At 56.2% G+C, this 20,445-nt stretch carries 17 protein-coding genes; 8 read left to right on the forward strand and 9 right to left on the reverse strand.

The genetic code is table 11. The features are described 5' to 3' along the window. Positions 1-88 precede the first annotated feature (88 nt). The 9 genes from prmA to ACOTYB_RS18560 all read right to left on the reverse strand — a co-directional run bounded on the left by prmA (position 89) and on the right by ACOTYB_RS18560 (position 7,960). Positions 89-970 carry a 50S ribosomal protein L11 methyltransferase gene (gene prmA, locus ACOTYB_RS18520; RefSeq protein ID WP_047054297.1) on the reverse strand — a complete coding sequence of 294 codons (882 nt, stop codon included), beginning with the start codon at positions 968-970 and terminating at the stop codon, positions 89-91. Between the two features lie 11 nt (positions 971-981). Continuing rightward, positions 982-2,433 carry a sodium/pantothenate symporter gene (gene panF, locus ACOTYB_RS18525; protein WP_023323805.1) on the reverse strand — a complete coding sequence of 484 codons (1,452 nt, stop codon included), beginning with the start codon at positions 2,431-2,433 and terminating at the stop codon, positions 982-984. Further along, complete coding sequence (locus ACOTYB_RS18530) at positions 2,423-2,665, reverse strand: YhdT family protein (RefSeq protein WP_220153384.1); 243 nt, start codon at positions 2,663-2,665, stop codon at positions 2,423-2,425. Before ACOTYB_RS18530 ends, panF begins: the two co-directional genes overlap by 11 nt. Positions 2,666-2,773: 108 nt before the next feature. Beyond that, a complete protein-coding gene (accC, locus tag ACOTYB_RS18535) occupies positions 2,774-4,123 on the reverse strand; it encodes an acetyl-CoA carboxylase biotin carboxylase subunit (RefSeq protein ID WP_003860388.1) in 1,350 nt (449 codons plus the stop codon). 10 nt (positions 4,124-4,133) lie between these two features. Beyond that, entirely contained in the window at positions 4,134-4,598 is a 465-nt protein-coding gene (accB, locus tag ACOTYB_RS18540; protein ID WP_003860389.1) for an acetyl-CoA carboxylase biotin carboxyl carrier protein, read from the reverse strand. A 21-nt stretch (positions 4,599-4,619) separates the two neighbouring features. Beyond that, entirely contained in the window at positions 4,620-5,072 is a 453-nt protein-coding gene (aroQ, locus tag ACOTYB_RS18545) for a type II 3-dehydroquinate dehydratase (RefSeq protein WP_045343314.1), read from the reverse strand. A 234-nt stretch (positions 5,073-5,306) separates the two neighbouring features. Beyond that, positions 5,307-5,906 carry a protein-methionine-sulfoxide reductase heme-binding subunit MsrQ gene (msrQ, locus tag ACOTYB_RS18550; RefSeq protein WP_003860393.1) on the reverse strand — a complete coding sequence of 200 codons (600 nt, stop codon included), beginning with the start codon at positions 5,904-5,906 and terminating at the stop codon, positions 5,307-5,309. After that, on the reverse strand, positions 5,907-6,908 hold the full coding sequence (gene msrP / locus ACOTYB_RS18555) for a protein-methionine-sulfoxide reductase catalytic subunit MsrP (protein ID WP_045343307.1): 1,002 nt from the start codon (positions 6,906-6,908) through the stop codon (positions 5,907-5,909). It lies immediately after the preceding gene. A gap of 77 nt (positions 6,909-6,985) precedes the next feature. Continuing rightward, positions 6,986-7,960 (reverse strand): MDR family oxidoreductase, encoded by a 975-nt coding sequence (locus tag ACOTYB_RS18560; RefSeq protein ID WP_045343303.1) that lies wholly within the window; start codon positions 7,958-7,960, stop codon positions 6,986-6,988. Positions 7,961-8,142: 182 nt separating this feature from the next. Between ACOTYB_RS18560 and csrD the strand changes: the two genes are divergently transcribed. From csrD to tldD, 8 genes are all read left to right on the forward strand, one after another. Further along, positions 8,143-10,083: an RNase E specificity factor CsrD gene (gene csrD / locus ACOTYB_RS18565; RefSeq protein WP_003860399.1), complete on the forward strand. Its 1,941-nt coding sequence runs from the start codon at positions 8,143-8,145 to the stop codon at positions 10,081-10,083. A 282-nt stretch (positions 10,084-10,365) separates the two neighbouring features. Next, positions 10,366-11,409 carry a rod shape-determining protein MreB gene (gene mreB, locus ACOTYB_RS18570; RefSeq protein ID WP_000913396.1) on the forward strand — a complete coding sequence of 348 codons (1,044 nt, stop codon included), beginning with the start codon at positions 10,366-10,368 and terminating at the stop codon, positions 11,407-11,409. 62 nt (positions 11,410-11,471) lie between these two features. Further along, positions 11,472-12,488: a rod shape-determining protein MreC gene (mreC, locus tag ACOTYB_RS18575; protein ID WP_003860400.1), complete on the forward strand. Its 1,017-nt coding sequence runs from the start codon at positions 11,472-11,474 to the stop codon at positions 12,486-12,488. Further along, entirely contained in the window at positions 12,488-12,976 is a 489-nt protein-coding gene (gene mreD / locus ACOTYB_RS18580) for a rod shape-determining protein MreD (protein WP_003860402.1), read from the forward strand. The genes mreC and mreD overlap by 1 nt, the downstream gene beginning before the upstream one ends. Positions 12,977-12,985: 9 nt before the next feature. Beyond that, positions 12,986-13,579 carry a Maf family protein gene (locus ACOTYB_RS18585; RefSeq protein WP_032608002.1) on the forward strand — a complete coding sequence of 198 codons (594 nt, stop codon included), beginning with the start codon at positions 12,986-12,988 and terminating at the stop codon, positions 13,577-13,579. Continuing rightward, positions 13,569-15,038 (forward strand): ribonuclease G, encoded by a 1,470-nt coding sequence (rng, locus tag ACOTYB_RS18590; RefSeq protein ID WP_003860405.1) that lies wholly within the window; start codon positions 13,569-13,571, stop codon positions 15,036-15,038. The genes ACOTYB_RS18585 and rng overlap by 11 nt, the downstream gene beginning before the upstream one ends. Before the next feature lie 42 nt (positions 15,039-15,080). Further along, a complete protein-coding gene (gene yhdP / locus ACOTYB_RS18595) occupies positions 15,081-18,887 on the forward strand; it encodes an AsmA2 domain-containing protein YhdP (RefSeq protein ID WP_409249004.1) in 3,807 nt (1,268 codons plus the stop codon). A gap of 83 nt (positions 18,888-18,970) precedes the next feature. Continuing rightward, the gene (gene tldD, locus ACOTYB_RS18600) at positions 18,971-20,416 is read left to right on the forward strand and encodes a metalloprotease TldD (RefSeq protein WP_003860414.1); all 1,446 of its coding nucleotides are present in this window, start codon (positions 18,971-18,973) and stop codon (positions 20,414-20,416) included. The last annotated feature ends 29 nt before the right edge of the window (positions 20,417-20,445 follow it).

Raw genomic sequence — 20,445 nt, forward strand, 5'->3', positions numbered from 1 at the left:
ATTTGTGGGGTTATTTTATCGAAGAAAGGAAGAAGGCGGGAGAAAAAACCGAAGGGAAAAGGCGTGGTCAGACGACCACGCCAAACGCTTATTTTTTACGACCGGTGATGCGACACCACTCTTCTTTCTCGACCACCGGGTCGAGCGCAAAGAGATCGGCGTAGGCTTCACAGACGCTGTCTGCCTGGCTGGCAAGGATACCGGACAGGCCCAGCAGACCGCCTTCAACCGGCAGCACGCTGATTAACGGCGCCAGCTCGCGTAATGGGCCAGCCAGGATATTCGCGACCACCACATCGGCTTTCATCGCCTCTGGCTGTGCATCGGGCAGATACAGTTCAAGGCGATCGGAAACGCCATTACGCTCGGCGTTATCACGGCTGGCCTGAATCGCCTGCGGATCGATGTCGATCCCGATGGCTTTTGCCGCGCCCAGTTTCAGTGCTGCGATAGCAAGGATCCCGGATCCGCAACCGAAGTCGATCACGGTTTTGCCTTCCAGATCCAGGCCATCCAGCCATTGCAGGCACAGGGAGGTTGTCGGGTGGGTACCGGTGCCGAACGCCAGACCCGGATCCAGCATCACGTTGACGGCGTTTTCATCGGGCACTTCACGCCAGCTTGGGCAGATCCACAGACGCTGACCAAACTGCATCGGATGGAAGTTGTCCATCCACTCGCGTTCCCAGTCTTTGTCTTCCAGCTGTTCAATTTTATGCGTGAAACCCGCGCCCAGCAGCGGATGGTTTTCCAGAATCGCCACGACCTCTTTCATATCGGTTTCTGCATCGAACAGGCCGATAACGTCCGTATCACCCCACAGGCGCGTTTCGCCTGGCAGCGGCTCAAAGACCGGCGTGTCATGCGTGTCCTGGAAGGTGATAGAGACCGAACCGGCCTCCATCAGCGCATCACTCAGTTCTTCGGCGTTCGCGCCGGTTGTGTTCAGTTTTAATTGGATCCACGGCATGGCAAAACTCTTTATTTGTCAGTAGAAATCAGGGCAGTTTGTGGCACCGGTCGACCAAAACGGTTTCCCACCACAAACGCCAGTAAACTTAACAGTAACGAAGGCACGATCGGATGGAAGCCCAGATACTGAATTTTAAACGTAGCGAGAACGGCATACAGGACGCCCCCGACAATCATGCCGCTTAATGCACCCGCGGCATTCGCGCGTTCCCAGTACAGCCCCAGCACCAGCGGCCACAGGAAAACGGCCTCCAGCCCGCCAAAGGCGAGCAGGTTCAGCCAGATGATCATCTCCGGTGGACGCCATGCGGCCAGCAGCAGCAACGCCCCCAGCACCAGGGTAATAACCGCCGACATACGCTTGAGGCGTCGCTCATTTTCGACCTGTTCAGGGCGCAAATTCAGATAGAGATCTTTAATGATCGTAGCGGAACTTTGCAGCAACTGAGCGTTGATGGTCGACATAATGGCCGCCATGGGTGCGGCGAGGAAAATCCCGGCGGCAAACGGCGGAAGCACTTTCACCATCAGAGTCGGAATGACCAGATCCGGTACGGTAAGGTCAGGGATCACCGCGCGGCCCAGCGCGCCCGCCAGGTGCATACCAAACATCAGGATCGCCACCACAATTGTCCCGATAATGATCCCGCGGTGCACCGCTTTGCTGTCTTTATATGAGATGCAGCGCACGGCAGTATGCGGCAGGCCAATCACGCCAAAGCACACCAGCACCCAGAACGAGGTCATAAAGGTTGGAGAGAGGATATCATCCGCCCCCTGCGGCGAGACCAGTTTCGGATCGATCGCTTCCAGGGTTTCAACCGCATGGCTCAGGCCCCCTGCGGCATGCACGATACCCACCAGCAGAACGAGGGTACCAATGAGCATCACCATCCCCTGCATCGTGTCGTTGAGTACGCTGGCGCGGAACCCGCCAAACGCGGTATACAGCGCGATACTCACACCGAAAATGACCAGGCCCGTCTCATAGGGGATACCGGCTGCCGTCTCCAGCAGACGTGCGCCGCCGATAAACTGCACCGTCATTGCGCCAATAAACGCCACCAGCAGACTCAGGCTTGCCAGCCACACCAGCAAGCGACTCTGATAGCGGGCAAACAGCATATCGTTCAGCGTTACGGCATTGTAGCGACGGGCCAGAATGGCAAACTTTTTACCCAGTATGCCCAGAGAGAGCCAGATGGCAGGCAGCTGGATCATGGCCAGCAGCACCCAGCCCAGCCCGTACTTATAAGCGGCGCCCGGGCCACCGATAAACGAGCTGGCGCTGATGTAAGTAGCGGTCAGCGTCATGGCCAGCACGACGCCACCCATTGAGCGGCTCCCGAGGAAATACTCGTTCAGAAAGGTGCCGGTCGAACGTTTACGCATCGCATAAACCGACAGGCCAAACACCAGGAACAGGTAAGCGATAAGGGGCAGAATGACTTCAAGCTGCATCATCGTCCTCCAGTGAAATATCGCGATAGATGAATTTCACCATCGCCCAGCACAGCGGGATAAACACCAGCGGCAGCAGCAGGCAGGCCATTTCAAACCAGTGCGGGAGGCCGGTAATGCCAATCGCCGAATCAGGTAAGTAAGCAGTTACTAACCATGCGGCGAGATAGAGAAGGGTCAGCCACAGCGCCCAGCGCGCTTCTTTATGGGCCTGAACAAAACGTTTGTCCATTTTTTGTCCCTTGTGGATGAAGAAAGCGGGGATTGTACATGATGGGGCTTAGCGATCCCCAGAAATAAAAAAGGCCGGATAATCCGGCCTTTTAGCAACACTGATCTCTTACTTCTCGTTCAGACCGAGTTTTTTCTCCAGGTAGTGGATGTTAGTCCCACCATTCTGGAAGTGCTCGTCGCTCATAATGCGCATCTGGAGATCAACGTTGGTTTTGATCCCGTCGATGATCAGCTCCTGAAGGGCGTTCTTCATGCGGGCAATGGCCACGTCACGGTTTTCGCCGTAGCAGATCAGCTTACCGATCATTGAGTCATAGTACGGCGGTACGGTGTAACCGGCGTAGATATGGGACTCCCAGCGCACACCAAAGCCACCCGGCGCGTGGAAACGCGTGATTTTACCCGGGCTTGGCAGGAAGGTGTTCGGGTCTTCGGCGTTGATACGGCACTCTACCGCATGGCCTTTAACCACAACTTCTTCCTGTTTGATGGACAGCGGCTGACCGGCTGCGATACGCAGCTGTTCTTTAATCAGGTCAACGCCGGTGATCATTTCGGTAACCGGGTGTTCAACCTGAATACGGGTGTTCATCTCAATGAAGTAGAACTCGCCGTTTTCGAACAGGAACTCAAAGGTACCCGCCCCGCGATAGCCGATATCGACACACGCTTTGGCGCAACGCTCACCGATGTAGCGACGCAGTTCCGGCGTAATGCCCGGCGCTGGCGCTTCTTCGACGACTTTCTGGTGACGACGCTGCATGGAGCAGTCACGTTCTGCCAGATAGATCGCGTTACCCTGACCGTCAGCCAGCACCTGAATTTCGATGTGGCGTGGGTTTTCCAGGTATTTTTCCATGTACACCATGTCATTGCTGAAAGCCGCTTTCGCTTCCGCTTTGGTCATGGAGATGGACTGCGCCAGTTCAGCATCGCTGCGTACAACGCGCATACCGCGACCGCCGCCGCCGCCGGACGCTTTGATGATCACCGGATAGCCAATGCGTTTAGCATGGGCGCGGTTAGCATCCATATCGTCGGTCAGCGGGCCGTCAGAGCCCGGTACGGTTGGTACACCGGCTTTTTTCATCGCGGTGATCGCAGACACTTTGTCGCCCATCAGGCGGATGGTGTCGGCTTTCGGGCCGATGAAGATAAAGCCAGAGCGTTCAACCTGCTCAGCAAAGTTGGCGTTCTCAGAGAGGAAACCATAACCCGGGTGAATCGCGACCGCGCCAGTGATTTCGGCGGCGCTGATGATCGCCGGGATGTTCAGATAGCTTTTTACGGACGGAGCCGGACCGATACAGACCGTCTCATCCGCCAGCAATACGTGTTTTAAATCGCGATCCGCGCTTGAATGCACGGCCACGGTCTTGATGCCCAGTTCTTTACAGGCACGAAGAATACGCAGTGCAATCTCGCCACGGTTGGCGATAACAATTTTATCCAGCATGTTCGCCTCGTTACTCGATGACGACCAGCGGCTCGTCAAATTCTACCGGCTGACCACTTTCGACCAGGATCGCTTTCACAGTACCTGATTTGTCTGCTTCGATCTGGTTCATCATTTTCATGGCTTCAACGATGCACAGGGTATCGCCTACGTTGACTTTCTGACCCACTTCGATGAACGCCTTCGCGTCCGGGCTCGGGGTGCGGTAGAAAGTACCAACCATTGGGGAACGTACGATGTGACCACTGATTTCTGTTGCAGCCGCAGGTGCCGCTTCTGCTGCCGCTGGCGCAACGGCTGCGGAGAGCGCAGGCTGCTGCACTGGCGCAGCATAAGCTTGCTGCATTACCGGGAAGCTAGCGGCTGGGGCTGCACGGCTGATGCGTACAGACTCTTCGCCTTCAGAAATTTCCAGTTCGGAGATGCCTGATTCTTCAACCAGCTCGATCAGTTTTTTAATCTTACGAATATCCATGAGTGGGTTCCGTACTCTTGTTTAGTGTGATTGTGACAAGCGTTTTACCGCTGTCTGTAAAGCGTATGAATAGCCGTCTGCACCCAGCCCACAAATCACGCCAGCGGCGATATCTGACAGGTAGGAGTGGTGGCGGAACGGCTCTCGGGCGTGCACGTTACTCAGGTGGATCTCGATAAACGGGATACTCACCGCGAGCAGTGCGTCGCGTATAGCAACACTGGTGTGCGTAAACGCGGCCGGATTGATCAGGATATAGTCCACAGTGTCTTTAGCCTGATGAATACGGTCGATGATTGCGTACTCCGCGTTAGACTGAAAATGGTCCAAATCCACATTCAGCGACGCTGCTTCCGTAATCAGACGGTTAACAATTTCGCTCAATGTTAGCGTGCCGTACTTCTCTGGCTCACGGGTGCCGAGCATGTTCAGGTTCGGTCCGTTTAAAACTAAAATTTGGAATTTATCAGCCATTATGCCGCTATCTCCTGCGATTTTCGGGTAAAAAACAACATATACCCTCAAAGCGCAATTGTCACCCTTTCAGAGGCCTAAAACCCCTGTCCGGAAAACCGAAGTCGCACATTATAACGATTTCGTAGCATTTGGCAGCTAAATACTGGTCTTATCAGGGAAGATTATCAACCGCTATCCGAAAAAGATTCGCGGTTGATAAATAATCTGCGGGAAAACGCACAGTTTCGTGAACTATCGCAACCACTGGCGGAACTTCTTGTAACGCCACGCTAAAAGGGCCAGGGCCAGCAGGGCGTAGATGACCGGCTGAGGGGATAAAATCTTCACCGACCACAGGTAATGAATAGGGGCGAGGATCGCGACCAGATAGACGAAGTTATGCAGTAGTTGCCAGCGTCGCCCCAGTTTTCGCTGCGCATACTGCGTGGATGTCAGCGTCAGCGCCAGTAAAACCAGCCAGCTTACGATACCCAGCGTCAGATAGGGACGCGTCACCAGTTCGCTGCCAAGGAGTGCCAGGTTGTTAATGCCCAGTTCCAGCAGGGCGTAGCTGGTGAGATGCAGCGTTGCCCAGGCGAAACACCATAGCCCTAAAAGCCGACGGGTGCGTATCAATAATGGCTGTTTAGCGTAGCGCGCCAGCGGTGAGACGAGCAAGGTCGCCAGCAAAAATTTCAGAGCCATCCGACCCGTAAAATGCTGAATATCTTTCGCCGGATCGGCACTGAACTGTCCCTGGCTGGCTGCCCAGAAGAGCCAGATAAAGGGGAGCAATCCGGCTAAATGCAGGAGTACCTTCAGCCAGGTTATCTGCTTTGCCGTTAAACGCACTTAGAAATTCTCCCGTAAGTTCAGACCACGGTAGAGGGATGCCACCTCATCCGCATAGCCGTTAAACAGCAGCGTTGGCTGGCGTTTAACATCCAGCGTGCCGCCGGAACCGATAAAACGTTCTGTTGCCTGCGACCAGCGCGGATGGTCAACGTGCGGGTTAACGTTGGCAAAAAAACCATACTCGTCAGGCGCTGCCAGGTTCCAGGTGGTGGGGGGGCGTTCACGGGTGAGCTTAATGCTGACGATCGATTTGATGCCCTTGAAACCGTATTTCCACGGTACGGTCAGGCGAATGGGCGCCCCGTTTTGCGGCGGCAGCGCTTTGCCATAAACCCCGACGGTGAGCAGCGTAAGCGGATGCATGGCTTCGTCGAGACGTAAACCTTCAACGTAGGGATACTCCAGCCCGCCGCCGATAAACCGATCCTTCTGGCCTGGCATCTCGTCCGGGGCATAGCGCGTCTGGAAAGAAACATACTTCGCGTTGCTGGTGGGCTCAACCAGCGCCAGCAGTTTATGCAAAGGGAAACCTACCCACGGCACCACCATCGACCAGGCTTCCACACAGCGCATACGGTAAATGCGTTCTTCAAGGGGGAAGCGGGTGGTGAGGTCATGATGATCCAGCGTCAGCGGTTTTGCCACCTCGCCATCTATCTTCAGCGTCCAGGGATCGGTTTTCATGCTCCCGGCGTTGGCGGCAGGATCGGCCTTATCAAGACCAAACTCATAGAAGTTGTTATAGCCGGTGACTTTATCTTCCGGCGTCAGCGTCAGTTTATTCTGCCACTGTGCCGGTTTGGTGAAGTCAAGCGGTGCGCCGGAGGGGGCTTTCGGGCGATCGTTGCCCTTAAACCAGTCGAGCAGATCGGCATGGGCCGCAGGGGTGAGCGTCAGGGCAGTGGCGCTGATGCCAAGCATTTTCAGGATCTGGCGGCGCTGTAGCATAAAGACAGATTCAGACGTTACGTCGGCTTCCGTCAGTTTTCGGGTTTTCATGGCATCCTCCGTCAGGCGTTTTTCTAAGCATGACGGAGGAGGAGGGTTAGCGCGAATATGTCACGAAAATTTGAAGATTAGGCGATTTTAACCAGCGCACGACCGTGGAACTGGTTGTCCATGATTTTATTGGCGAACTCTGGCGCCTGGCTCAGGGTGATCTCAGTGGCGCTCTGCTCATAGAATGAGGCTGGCAGATCCTGCACCAGACGTTCCCAGGCCTCAGCCCGCCGCTCGGCTGGGCTCATGACCGAATCGACACCCTGAAGACGCACGTTACGCAGAATAAATGGCATCACCGTCGTCGGCAGGGCAAAACCACCCGCCAGACCACAGGCTGCCACGCAGCCGCCGTAATTCATTTGCGCCAGCACCTTCGCCAGCACGTTGTCGCCGACGGTATCTACTGCGCCAGCCCAGACCTGTTTTTCCAGCGGGCGGGTCTCGGCGAATTCGTCGCGGCTCAGAATACGGCTTGCGCCCAGCTGACGTAGATAATCATGCGTACTTTCGCGGCCAGAGACGGCGGCGACCTGATACCCCAGCTTGTGCAGCAGCGTGACGGCCGTGCTGCCCACGCCGCCGCTGGCACCGGTGACGACAATTTCGCCCGAGTCAGGACGAATCCCGGCCTCTTCCAGCGCCATCACGCACAGCATGGCGGTGAAGCCTGCCGTGCCGATGATCATCGCCTTACGACCGTCCAGGCCTTTCGGCATCGGGACCAGCCAGTCACCTTTGACGCGCGCCTGTGCTGCCAGTCCGCCCCAGTGGTTTTCACCTACGCCCCAGCCGGTGAGCAGCACCTGCTGTCCGGCGTGAAAACGCGGATCTTCACTGGTATGCACGCGGCCTGCAAAGTCGATTCCTGGCACCATCGGGAAATTTCGGATGATTTTACCTTTTCCCGTAATCGCCAGTGCATCCTTAAAGTTCAGGCTGGACCAGTCGATATCTACGGTCACGTCGCCCTCCGGCAGGCGGTTCTCCTCAATGGCTTGCACCGAGGCAACGGTTTTGCCGTCCTGCTGTTCTAAGATCAAAGCCTGCATACAGGGTCCTCACTAGGTTTGATGATGGGAAAATATGTCCTGATGACTATACTCGCTCAATGAAACGCAGTGCCGATTTAACGCAATAAATTGCCAGATACACCAGGTTTGGTAGTATGTCGCATTTAAAATGCAAGTTAGTGCTCACTTGCCCCCCTTCAACCCACGGAGTAATCTCAAGGATGCGATTAACGACGAAGTTCTCAGCTTTTATTACCTTGCTGACGGGGCTGACCATATTTGTCACGCTAATCGGCTGCTCGCTGAGCTTTTACAATGCCATCCAGGATAAGCTGGTTAACCGGGTTGAATCGGTTGCATCGGTTATCGACACTCGCCTGATAACGTCCTCCTTCCCGGCGCTTTCGCGTGAGCTGGATGAGTTAATGGTGCCTGTGGATATCGTGCAGATCGACATTAAACAGGGGAAGCAGACCGTTTTCAGCCATACCCGCCAGGGCAGCTATCGTCCTGCCGGCACGGTAGATCAGTATCGGGACGTCACGGTTAATTCACTTAAACATCCGGGTATGACAATTCATCTGATGTACCAGGATCCGATGAGCAACTATTTACGCTCGCTTATGACCACCGCGCCCTTAACCATCGCCGTTGCTTTTATCGTACTGCTGATTTTCCTCGCCGTTCGCTGGCAGCGTCGTCAACTTTCCGGCCAGGAACTGCTGGAAACACGCTCCGTGCGGATACTGAATGGCGAGCGGGGTCCGCAGGTGCGGGGATCGGTTTATGAATGGCCATCACGCACCAGTAGCGCCCTGGACGTGCTGCTCTCCGAAATCCAGTTTGCCAGCGATCAGCGTAGCCGTATGGACACGTTGATTCGCTCTTATGCCGCGCAGGATAACAAAACGGGCCTCAACAACCGTCTCTTCTTTGATAATCAGCTGGCTACGCTTCTTGATGACCCCGAAAAGGTGGGTACGCATGGCGTGGTAATGATGATTCGCCTGCCCGACTTTGATCTGCTCCGTGATACCTGGGGTCAGCGCGTGGCGGAAGAGAACCTCTTTACGCTGATTAACCTGCTGTCCACCTTTATTATGCGCTACCCCGGCGCGTTACTGGCACGCTACCACCGCAGCGACTTTGCCGTCTTGCTGCCGCATCGCACCTTAAAGGAATCCGAGAGTATCGCCAGTCAGCTGCTGAAAGCCGTCGATGCGCTGCCCCAGAGCAAAATGCTCGACAGAGACGACATGGTGCATATAGGCATCTGTGCCTGGCGCGGCGGTCAGTCGACGGAGCAGGTGATGGAACATGCGGAAGCGGCAACGCGTAACGCCGTATTGCAGGGGGCGAACGGCTGGGCGGTCTATGATGATACGCTGCCGGAGAAAGGGCGCGGCAACGTGCGCTGGCGAACCCTGATTGAACAGATGCTGAGCCGGGGCGGACCGCGCATCTATCAAAAACCGGCGGTCATGAAGAGTGGTCATGTCCATCATCGTGAGCTGATGTGCCGTATTTTTGATGGCACCGAAGAGGTTATCTCCGCGGAATATCTGCCCATGGTGTTGCAATTCGGATTGTCCGAAGAGTATGACCGTCAGCAAATCACCCGCCTCATTCCGTTTTTATCGTACTGGCCTGAAGAAAATCTGGCTTTACAGGTGACCGTCGAATCGCTGATCCGTCCGCGCTTCCAGCGCTGGTTACGTGACACGTTAATGCAATGCGAAAAATCGCAACGCAAACGCATTATTTTTGAACTTGCAGAGGCAGATGTAGGTCAACACATCAGCCGGTTGCGCCCGGTGGTGCGTTTAATCAATGCGCTTGGAGCTCGCGTGGCGGTAACCCAGGCGGGTCTGACGCTGGTGAGCACCAGCTGGATCAAAGAGCTGGATGTTGAATTATTGAAGCTGCATCCGGGTCTTGTAAGGAATATTGAAAAACGCACGGAAAACCAGCTGCTGGTACAAAGCCTGGTGGAAGCGTGCAAAGGAACGCAAACGCAAGTATTTGCCACAGGCGTACGTTCACGAAGTGAATGGCAGATGTTGACAGAGCGCGGCGTGACGGGCGGTCAGGGGGATTTTTTTGCCGCCTCTCAGCCGCTTGACACCAATGTGAAAAAATATTTGCAAAGATACTCTGTTTGACCTGCCGTTTACTTTGTTTTCACGTAGAATATCGCGCCTGTAGCTTTGAGTAAGACGAGCATAAAAGCCAGTGAACGACCTTTAATGGGTTACAAGTGAAAGTGAGGGACGCTGCTGTTTACTCAGCCCTGAGGGATTCAGGGGATGAATTTGTAACAAAGGAAACGTGCTGCACTAATTTTCACCGTAGCAGACGATTTTTGCGCCTTGTCGCTGCTGCGTGTGGTTGGTAAAGTAAGCGGATTTTGTTTTCCGCCCCAGCTTTCAGGATTATCCCTTAGTATGTTGAAAAAATTTCGTGGCATGTTTTCCAATGACCTGTCCATTGACCTGGGTACCGCGAATACCCTTATTTATGTAAAAGGACAAGGCATCGTATTGAATGAGCCTTCCGTTGTGGCCATTCGTCAGGATCGTGCCGGCTCGCCAAAAAGCGTGGCCGCAGTAGGTCATGATGCGAAGCAGATGCTGGGCCGTACGCCAGGCAACATCGCCGCGATCCGCCCAATGAAAGACGGCGTTATTGCTGACTTCTTCGTGACCGAAAAAATGCTTCAGCACTTCATCAAGCAGGTTCACAGCAACAGCTTCATGCGCCCAAGCCCGCGCGTGCTGGTGTGTGTGCCGGTTGGCGCGACCCAGGTTGAACGCCGTGCAATCCGTGAATCTGCTCAGGGTGCCGGTGCGCGTGAAGTCTTCCTGATTGAAGAACCGATGGCTGCGGCAATTGGTGCGGGGCTGCCGGTTTCTGAAGCAACCGGTTCTATGGTGGTGGATATCGGTGGCGGTACCACTGAAGTAGCCGTTATCTCCCTGAACGGCGTGGTGTACTCCTCTTCCGTGCGTATCGGCGGCGACCGTTTCGACGAAGCTATCATCAATTACGTTCGCCGTAACTACGGCTCTCTGATCGGTGAAGCGACCGCAGAGCGCATCAAGCACGAAATCGGTTCTGCCTACCCGGGTGATGAAGTGCGCGAGATCGAAGTTCGCGGTCGTAACCTGGCGGAAGGCGTGCCACGCGGATTCACCCTGAACTCCAACGAAATCCTGGAAGCGTTGCAGGAGCCACTGACCGGTATCGTGAGCGCGGTGATGGTTGCGCTGGAACAGTGCCCGCCAGAGCTAGCCTCCGATATTTCCGAGCGCGGTATGGTTCTGACCGGTGGGGGTGCGCTGCTGCGTAACCTCGACCGCCTGTTAATGGAAGAGACAGGTATTCCTGTCGTAGTTGCAGAAGATCCACTGACTTGCGTCGCCCGTGGTGGTGGCAAGGCGTTGGAAATGATCGACATGCACGGCGGCGACTTGTTTAGCGAAGAGTAGTCGGGTGTGAGAGGGTAGCAATTTGCTACCCTTTCTCTCTGACGCGAGAATACGCATAGCCTATGAAGCCAATTTTTAGCCGTGGCCCGTCGCTACAGTTTCGCCTGATCCTGGCGGTTCTGGTTGCGCTCGGGGTCATTATTGCCGATAGCCGCCTCGGTACGTTCAGCCAGATCCGAACGTACATGGATACCGCCGTCAGTCCTTTCTACTTTATTTCAAATGGTCCCCGTGAACTGCTCGACTCCGTGTCGCAAACGCTCTCATCGCGTGACCAGCTCGAACTCGAAAACCGTGCGTTACGCCAGGAACTGCTGCTGAAAAACAGCGAGCTGCTGATGCTGGGGCAATATAAGCAGGAAAACGCACGCCTGCGTGAACTGCTTGGCTCGCCGCTGCGCCAGGATGAACAGAAAATGGTCACCCAGGTGATCTCCACCGTAAACGATCCGTACAGCGATCAGGTGGTGATTGATAAAGGCAGCGTGAACGGCGTATACGAAGGTCAGCCTGTCATCAGCGATAAAGGCGTCGTGGGCCAGGTTGTGGCGGTTGCCAAACTGACCAGCCGCGTGCTGCTGATTTGCGATGCCACCCATGCACTGCCGATTCAGGTGCTGCGTAACGATATTCGCGTGATTGCCGCCGGTAACGGCTGCACGGACGATCTGCAACTGGAACATCTGCCCGCCAACACGGATATCCGCGTGGGCGACGTGCTAGTGACGTCCGGTCTGGGCGGTCGTTTCCCTGAGGGCTACCCGGTTGCGGTTGTCTCTTCCGTGAAGCTCGACACTCAGCGTGCCTACACCGTGATTCAGGCGCGTCCAACGGCCGGCTTGCAGCGTTTGCGCTACCTGCTGCTGCTATGGGGCGCCGATCGTAACGGAGCTAACCCGATGACCCCGGAAGATGTGCATCGCGTGGCGAATGAACGCCTGATGCAGATGATGCCGCAGGTACTGCCTGCGCCGGATGCGATGGGACCACCTGCACCCGTACCGGCTCCGGCGACGGGGTTAACGCAGCCGCTGCCGGATGCGCCGCCACCGCCGCAAGTCTCGGGTGGAGGGCAGTAGTGGCCAGTTATCGTAGCCAGGGGCGCTGGGTAATCTGGCTCTCATTCCTCGTTGCACTGTTGCTGCAAATTATGCCCTGGCCGGACGACATTCTTGTTTTCCGGCCAAACTGGGTATTGCTCATTTTGCTCTACTGGATCCTTGCCCTGCCGCACCGCGTAAATGTCGGCACAGGTTTTGTGATGGGTGCCATACTGGATCTTATCAGTGGCTCTACGCTTGGCGTCCGCGCCTTATCCATGAGCATTATTGCGTATCTCGTCGCACTCAAATTCCAGCTCTTTCGTAACCTTGCGCTCTGGCAACAGGCGCTGGTAGTGATGTTGTTGTCGCTCGCTGCGGATATCGTTGTTTTCTGGGCAGAGTTTTTAGTGATCAACGTCTCTTTCCGACCGGAAGTGTTCTGGAGTAGTGTAGTAAACGGTGTGCTCTGGCCGTGGCTGTTCCTGCTGATGCGTAAAATTCGCCAGCAGTTTGCCGTGCAATAAAAGGTTTCTATGACGTCTTTGTATCTTGCCTCCGGTTCTCCGCGTCGCCAGGAACTGCTCGCGCAGTTGGGTGTCTCCTTCGAACGCATCGTTACCGGTATTGAAGAAAAACGTGCTGAGGGTGAAAGCGCTCAGCAGTATGTCTCTCGTCTGGCGCGTGAAAAAGCGCAGGCGGGCGTGGCATGCGTGCCGCGTGACTTACCGGTGCTGGGTGCGGATACCATTGTCATTCTCAATGGTGAGGTGCTTGAGAAACCCCGCGACGCAGACCATGCGGCGCGGATGCTGCGTAACATGTCCGGACAAACCCATCAGGTGATGACGGCGGTAGCGCTGGCAGACAGCCAGTACGCTCTGGATTGCCTTGTGGTAACGGAAGTGACGTTCAGAGTCCTCACCGACGAGGAGATCGCCGGCTATATCGCCAGCGGTGAACCTATGGATAAAGCAGGTGCATACGGTATTCAAGGGTTGGGTGGCTGTTTTGTCAGGAAGATAAATGGCAGCTATCACGCCGTAGTCGGCTTACCGCTGGTGGAAACGTATGAGTTGCTGAGCAATTTTAACTCACTGCGTGAGGGAAGGGATAATTATGACGGCTGAATTGTTGGTAAACGTAACGCCATCGGAAACCCGTGTGGCCTACATTGATGGTGGCATTCTTCAGGAAATTCATATTGAGCGTGAAGCGCGACGCGGAATCGTAGGCAATATCTACAAAGGTCGTGTCAGTCGTGTCCTGCCGGGTATGCAGGCGGCTTTTGTAGATATTGGGCTCGATAAGGCGGCGTTTTTACATGCCTCCGATATCATGCCGCACACCGAATGTGTGGCAGGCGAAGAGCAAAAGCAGTTTGCCGTGCGCGACATCTCTGAGCTGGTGCGTCAGGGCCAGGATCTGATGGTGCAGGTGGTAAAAGATCCGCTGGGCACTAAAGGCGCGCGTCTGACCACCGACATCACCCTGCCTTCACGCTACCTGGTGTTTATGCCGGGGGCGTCGCACGTCGGCGTGTCACAGCGTATTGAGAGCGAAAGCGAGCGTGAGCGCCTGAAAAAGGTGGTCAGCGCCTACTGCGACGAGCAGGGCGGGTTTATTATCCGTACCGCGGCGGAAGGGATCAGCGAAGAAGATCTCGCCTCGGATGCGGCCTACCTGAAGCGCGTCTGGACCAAAGTGATGGAGCGTAAAAAACGCAACCAGACCCGCTACCGGCTGTACGGTGAGCTGGCGCTCGCTCAGCGCGTATTACGTGATTTCGCCGACGCCCAGCTTGACCGCATCCGCGTGGACTCCCGTCTGACGTACGAAGCCTTACTGGAGTTCACCGCCGAGTACATCCCGGAAATGCCGGGTCTGCTGGAGCATTACACCGGACGCCAGCCGATATTTGACCTCTATGACGTTGAAAACGAAATCCAGCGTGCGCTGGAGCGTAAGGTTGAGCTGAAATCGGGTGGCTATCTGATCATCGATCAAACCGAAGCGATGACCACCGTCGATATCAACACCGGCGCGTTTGTCGGCCATCGCAACCTCGATGACACCATCTTCAACACCAACATCGAAGCGACGCAGGCCATCGCGCGTCAGCTTCGCCTGCGTAATCTGGGCGGCATTATCATCATCGACTTTATCGATATGAACAATGAAGATCACCGCCGTCGCGTGCTGCACTCTCTTGAGCAGGCGCTGAGTAAGGACCGCGTGAAAACCAGCATCAATGGCTTCTCGCAGCTCGGTCTTGTGGAAATGACCCGGAAACGGACCCGCGAAAGCGTGGAACATGTCCTGTGTAATGAGTGTCCAACCTGCCATGGACGCGGAACGGTAAAGACGGTGGAGACGGTCTGCTACGAGATCATGCGTGAAATTGTCCGTGTCCATCATGCCTACGACTCAGACCGTTTTCTGGTCTATGCTTCCCCTGCGGTGGCGGAGGCCCTGAAAGGGGAAGAGTCGCACGCGCTGGCGGAAGTGGAAATCTTTGTCGGCAAACAGGTAAAAGTGCAAATTGAGCCGCTCTATAACCAGGAGCAGTTTGACGTCGTCATGATGTAAACGCAGTTCGCTGCGAGATTTAAGGCTGACAAGGAGAGACGCGTGAGGCGATTGCCGGGGATTTTACTGCTTACAGGGGCAACGCTGGTCGTGATTGTCGCGTTGCTCGTGAGCGGGCTGCGTCTCGCCTTGCCGCATCTGGACAGCTGGCGTCCGCAGATTCTGGCAAAAATCGAATCCGCCACCGGCCTGCCGGTGGACGTGAGTCATATCGAGGCAAGCTGGCAGAACTTTGGCCCGACGCTAGATGCGCGGGATATTAGCGCCAGCCTGAAAGATGGCGGCCACCTCAAAATCAAACGCGTCACCCTGGCGCTGGATGTCTGGCAAAGCCTGCTGCATCTGCGCTGGCAGTTTCGCGATCTCACCTTCTGGCAACTTCAGCTGATGACTAACACGTCGCTGCAAAGCGGCGACAGCGATCGAGGGCTGGAAACCAGCCGTATCAGCGATCTGTTCCTGCGGCAGTTCGATCATTTCGATCTGCGCGACAGCGAAGTGAGCTTTATTACTCTTTCCGGTCAGCGCGCTGAGCTGGCGATCCCACAGCTGACCTGGTTAAACGGGAAAGATCGCCACCGCGCCGAGGGGCAGGTGAATCTCTCCAGCCTGAACGGGCAGCACGGGGTTATGCAGGTGCGGATGGATCTGCGTGACGACAATGGCCTGCTGAACAACGGCAGGGTCTGGCTACAGGCGGACGACGTGGACGTGAAGCCGTGGCTCGGTGAGTGGCTACAGCAGAACATGCAGCTGGAGACCGCGCGCTTCAGCCTGGAAGGCTGGATGACGCTGACGAACGGGGCGTTCGCCAGCGGCGATATCTGGCTTAAGCAGGGGGGCGCGAGCTGGAAAGGGGAAAACCATCAGCATCAACTTTCCGTCGATAACCTCACCGCACACGTGACGCAAGATAAAGGCGGCTGGCAGTTCGCCATTCCGGATACGCGCATCTCCATGGATAACAAACCCTGGCCGCGCGGCGCGCTGACGCTGGCGTGGATGCCGGAACAGGACGTCGGCGGGATAAACGGTAAACGCAGCGACGAGCTGCGTATCCGCGCCAGTAACCTGGATCTGACGGCGATTGAAGGGCTGCGTTCAATGGCCGCAAAACTTTCACCGGAGCTGGGCGAAATCTGGCTGGCGACGCAGCCGAGCGGGCAGATAAACCGACTGGCGCTGGATATTCCGCTCCAGGCTACGGAAAAGACGCGTTTTCAGGCGGCATGGAAAAATCTCGCATGGAAACAGTGGAAATTGCTGCCGGGTGCCGAGCACTTCAGCGGTAAACTGGAAGGAAGCGTGGAAAACGGCAGGCTGACGGCAGAAATGCAGGACGCGAAAATGCCGTACGAAACGGTCTTCCGTGCGCCACTGGAGATCGAAAAGGGAAATGCCACTCTCAACTGGCTGAAGAATGACAAAGGTTTTCAGCTCGATGGCCGCGATATTGATGTAAAAGCCAAAGCGGTACATGCCCGTGGTAATTTCCGTTATCTACAGCCTGAAGGCGATGAGCCGTGGCTGGGTATTCTGGCGGGCATCAGCACAGATGACGGTTCACAGGCGTGGCGCTACTTCCCGGAAAACCTGATGGGGAAAGCGCTGGTGGACTATCTCAGCGGCGCTATTCAGGGCGGCCAGGCGGATAACGCCACGCTGGTCTACGGCGGCAACCCGCACCTGTTCCCGTATAAGCACAACGAAGGCCAGTTCCAGGTTCTGGTGCCGCTACGCAACGCCACCTATGCCTTCCAGCCAGACTGGCCGGCGCTGAAGAATCTGGATATTGAACTCAACTTCCTGAATGACGGCTTGTGGATGAAGACGGACAGCGTCGCGCTGGGCGGCGTAACGGCAAGCAACCTGACGGCAAACATCCCGGATTATTCCAAAGAGAAGCTGCTGATTGATGCGGATATTAAGGGGCCGGGTAAAGCGGTTGGCCCGTACTTTGAAGATACGCCGCTGAATGACTCCCTGGCAGCCACCCTTCAGCAGTTGCAGTTAGATGGCGATGTGAATGCTCGCTTACATCTGGATATCCCGCTGGACGGTGAATTGACCACCGCCAAAGGCGACGTTCGCCTTAATAACAACAGCCTCTATATCAAGCCGCTGGACAGCACCCTGAAAAACCTCAGCGGTCAGTTCAGCTTTGTTAACGGCACGCTGAAAAGTGAGCCGCTTAAAGCGACCTGGTTCAATCAACCCGTTAATATCGATTTCTCCACCACCGAGGGCGATAAAGCCTACCAGGTGGCGGTCAATATGGACGCGAACTGGCAGCCGTCACGCATGGATGTTCTGCCGAAGCCGATTGAGAATGCGGTGGACGGTGCGGTGTCATGGAATGGCAAGGTCGCCATCGACCTGCCTTATCATGCCGGTGCGCGCTATAACGTCGACATTACGGGCGATCTAAAAAACCTCAGCAGCCAGCTTCCCGCGCCGCTGAATAAAAAAAGCGGTGAAGCATTGCCCGTCAACGTTAAGGTTGCGGGCAACCTTAACAGCTTCGATTTAACCGGAAACGCGGGCGGAACAAACCACTTCAACAGCCGCTGGCTGCTTAACCGCAAGCTGACGCTGGACAGGGCGATCTGGACGACGGACAGCCGTACCACGCCGCCGCTGCCGGAGCAGGCGGGCGTTGAACTGAATCTCCCGCCGATGGATGGCGCAGAGTGGCTGGCACTGTTCCAGAAAGGTGTCGGGCAAAACGTCGACCAAACGGCGCAGTTCCCGCAGTCCATTACCTTGCGCACGCCTGCGCTGACGCTGGGCGGGCAGCAGTGGAACAACCTGAGTATTGTCTCCCGGCCGACGGTAAACGGCTCAAAGGTCGAGGCGCAGGGGCGTGAGATCAACGGTTCGTTGATCATGCGCGATCACGCGCCATGGCAGGCGGCTATCCGTTATCTCTATTACAATCCGACCTTTACGGCGTCTAAAGCAGAGTCGACAAGCACTTCTCCTGTCAGTGGCAATGGGACGTCGCGCGTGGATTTCAGCGGCTGGCCCGATCTCCAGCTGCGCTGCGCGGAGTGCTGGCTGTGGGGACAGAAATATGGCCGTATCGACGGTGATTTTGCCATTCAGGGAAATACGCTGAGCCTCTCTGGTGGGCTGGTGGATACCGGCTTTGGCCGCATGACTGCCGCGGGCGAATGGGTGAACAAACCGGGTGAACAACGCACCTCGCTGAAAGGCGATATTAAAGGCAATAAGCTGGACGCCGCGGCTAACTTCTTCGGCATTAGCACGCCGCTTCGCGGATCGTCCTTCGATGTGAATTACGATCTGCACTGGCGCGCTGCGCCGTGGACACCCGATGAAGCTTCGCTTAACGGCATCCTGAAAACCAACTTCGGTAAGGGTGAGATTGCCGACGTGAGCACGGGGCGCGCCGGGCAGATCCTGCGCCTGCTGAGTTTTGATGCGCTGCTGCGCAAGCTGCGCTTCGATTTCAGCGACACCTTCAGCGAAGGTTTCTACTACGATTCCATTCGCAGTACGGCGTGGATCAAAGACGGCGTTCTGCATACGGACGATACGCTGGTGGATGGCCTGGAAGCGGATATCGCCATGAAAGGCTCGGTCAACCTCGTGCGTCGCGAACTGGATATGGAAGCCGTGGTGGCGCCGGAAATTTCCGCAAGCGTGGGCGTTGCGGCGGCCTTTGTGGTGAACCCGATTGTCGGTGCGGCGGTGTTTGCCGCCAGTAAAGTGCTGGGGCCGCTGTGGAGCAAGGTCTCTATTCTGCGCTATCGCATTACCGGTCCGGTCGATAAACCGCAGATTAACGAGGTGCTGCGCCAGCCGCGCAAAGAAGCACCGCAATGATTTGACGTGGGCAGGTAATTGCCTCACTCTCAATAAATACGATCTTTATACCGCCACGGGCGGCAACGAACGAGTAGCAATAGATGAGTCTGAACCTGGTAAGTGAACATTTGCTCGCAGCGAACGGCCTGAGCCATCAGGACCTGTTCTCCATTCTTGGTCAACTGACCGAACGCCGCCTCGACTACGGCGATCTCTATTTCCAGTCGAGCTATCACGAATCCTGGGTTTTAGAAGACAGCATCATTAAAGATGGCTCTTACAACATCGACCAGGGCGTCGGCGTGCGCGCCGTCAGCGGGGAGAAAACCGGTTTTGCTTATGCCGATCAGATTAGCCTCGCCGCACTTGAGCAGAGCGCGCAGGCCGCGCGCACCATTGTGCGTGATACCGGAGATGGTCGCGTGAAAACGCTGGGTGAAGTGCAGCACGCTGCGCTCTATACCAGCATCGACCCGCTGCAAAGCATGAGCCGCGAAGAGAAGCTCGACATCCTGCGTCGCGTGGACAAAGTGGCTCGCGCGGCGGATAAACGCGTGCAGGAAGTCTCTGCCAGCCTGACCGGTGTTTATGAACTGATCCTGGTGGCGGCGACGGACGGTACCCTGGCGGCGGATGTTCGCCCGCTGGTGCGTCTCTCTATCAGCGTGCAGGTTGAAGACGACGGCAAGCGCGAGCGCGGCTCAAGCGGTGGCGGCGGTCGTTTTGGCTACGACTGGTTCCTCGGCGACGTTGACGGCGAAGCGCGCGCTGATGCGTGGGCAAAAGAAGCCGTGCGCATGGCGCTGGTCAACCTGTCTGCCGTGGCGGCTCCTGCCGGTACGCTGCCGGTGGTTCTGGGCGCAGGCTGGCCTGGCGTGCTGCTGCACGAAGCGGTCGGTCACGGCCTTGAGGGTGATTTCAACCGTCGCGGGACGTCCGTATTCAGCGGTCAGATGGGGCAGCTTGTCTCCTCCGAACTGTGTACCGTGGTGGATGATGGCACCATGCTCGACCGTCGCGGCTCGATTTCTATCGACGATGAAGGCACGCCGGGCCAGTACAACGTGCTGATCGAAAACGGCGTACTGAAAGGCTACATGCAGGACAAGCTTAACGCGCGCCTGATGGGCGTAGCGCCAACGGGTAACGGCCGTCGTGAATCCTACGCGCACCTGCCGATGCCGCGCATGACCAACACCTACATGTTGCCGGGCAAATCCACGCCGCAGGAGATTATCGAATCCGTTGATTACGGGATCTTCGCGCCAAACTTTGGCGGCGGTCAGGTGGATATCACCTCCGGCAAATTTGTCTTCTCTACCTCAGAGGCGTATCTGATTGAGAAGGGCAAAGTGACCAAAGCGGTGAAAGGCGCAACCCTGATTGGCTCTGGCATTGAGGCCATGCAGCAGATTTCCATGGTCGGTAACGATCTGAAGCTGGATAACGGCGTGGGCGTTTGCGGCAAAGAGGGCCAGAGCCTGCCTGTGGGCGTCGGTCAGCCTACGCTGAAAGTAGATAATCTGACGGTGGGCGGCACGGCGTAAATTTTCCCCCGCACCCTAACCCTCTCCCC

Origin of the sequence: Enterobacter cloacae complex sp. IR5450 (genome assembly GCF_049238665.1) — a bacterium.
In the GTDB taxonomy this organism is placed as follows: domain Bacteria; phylum Pseudomonadota; class Gammaproteobacteria; order Enterobacterales; family Enterobacteriaceae; genus Enterobacter; species Enterobacter hormaechei_C.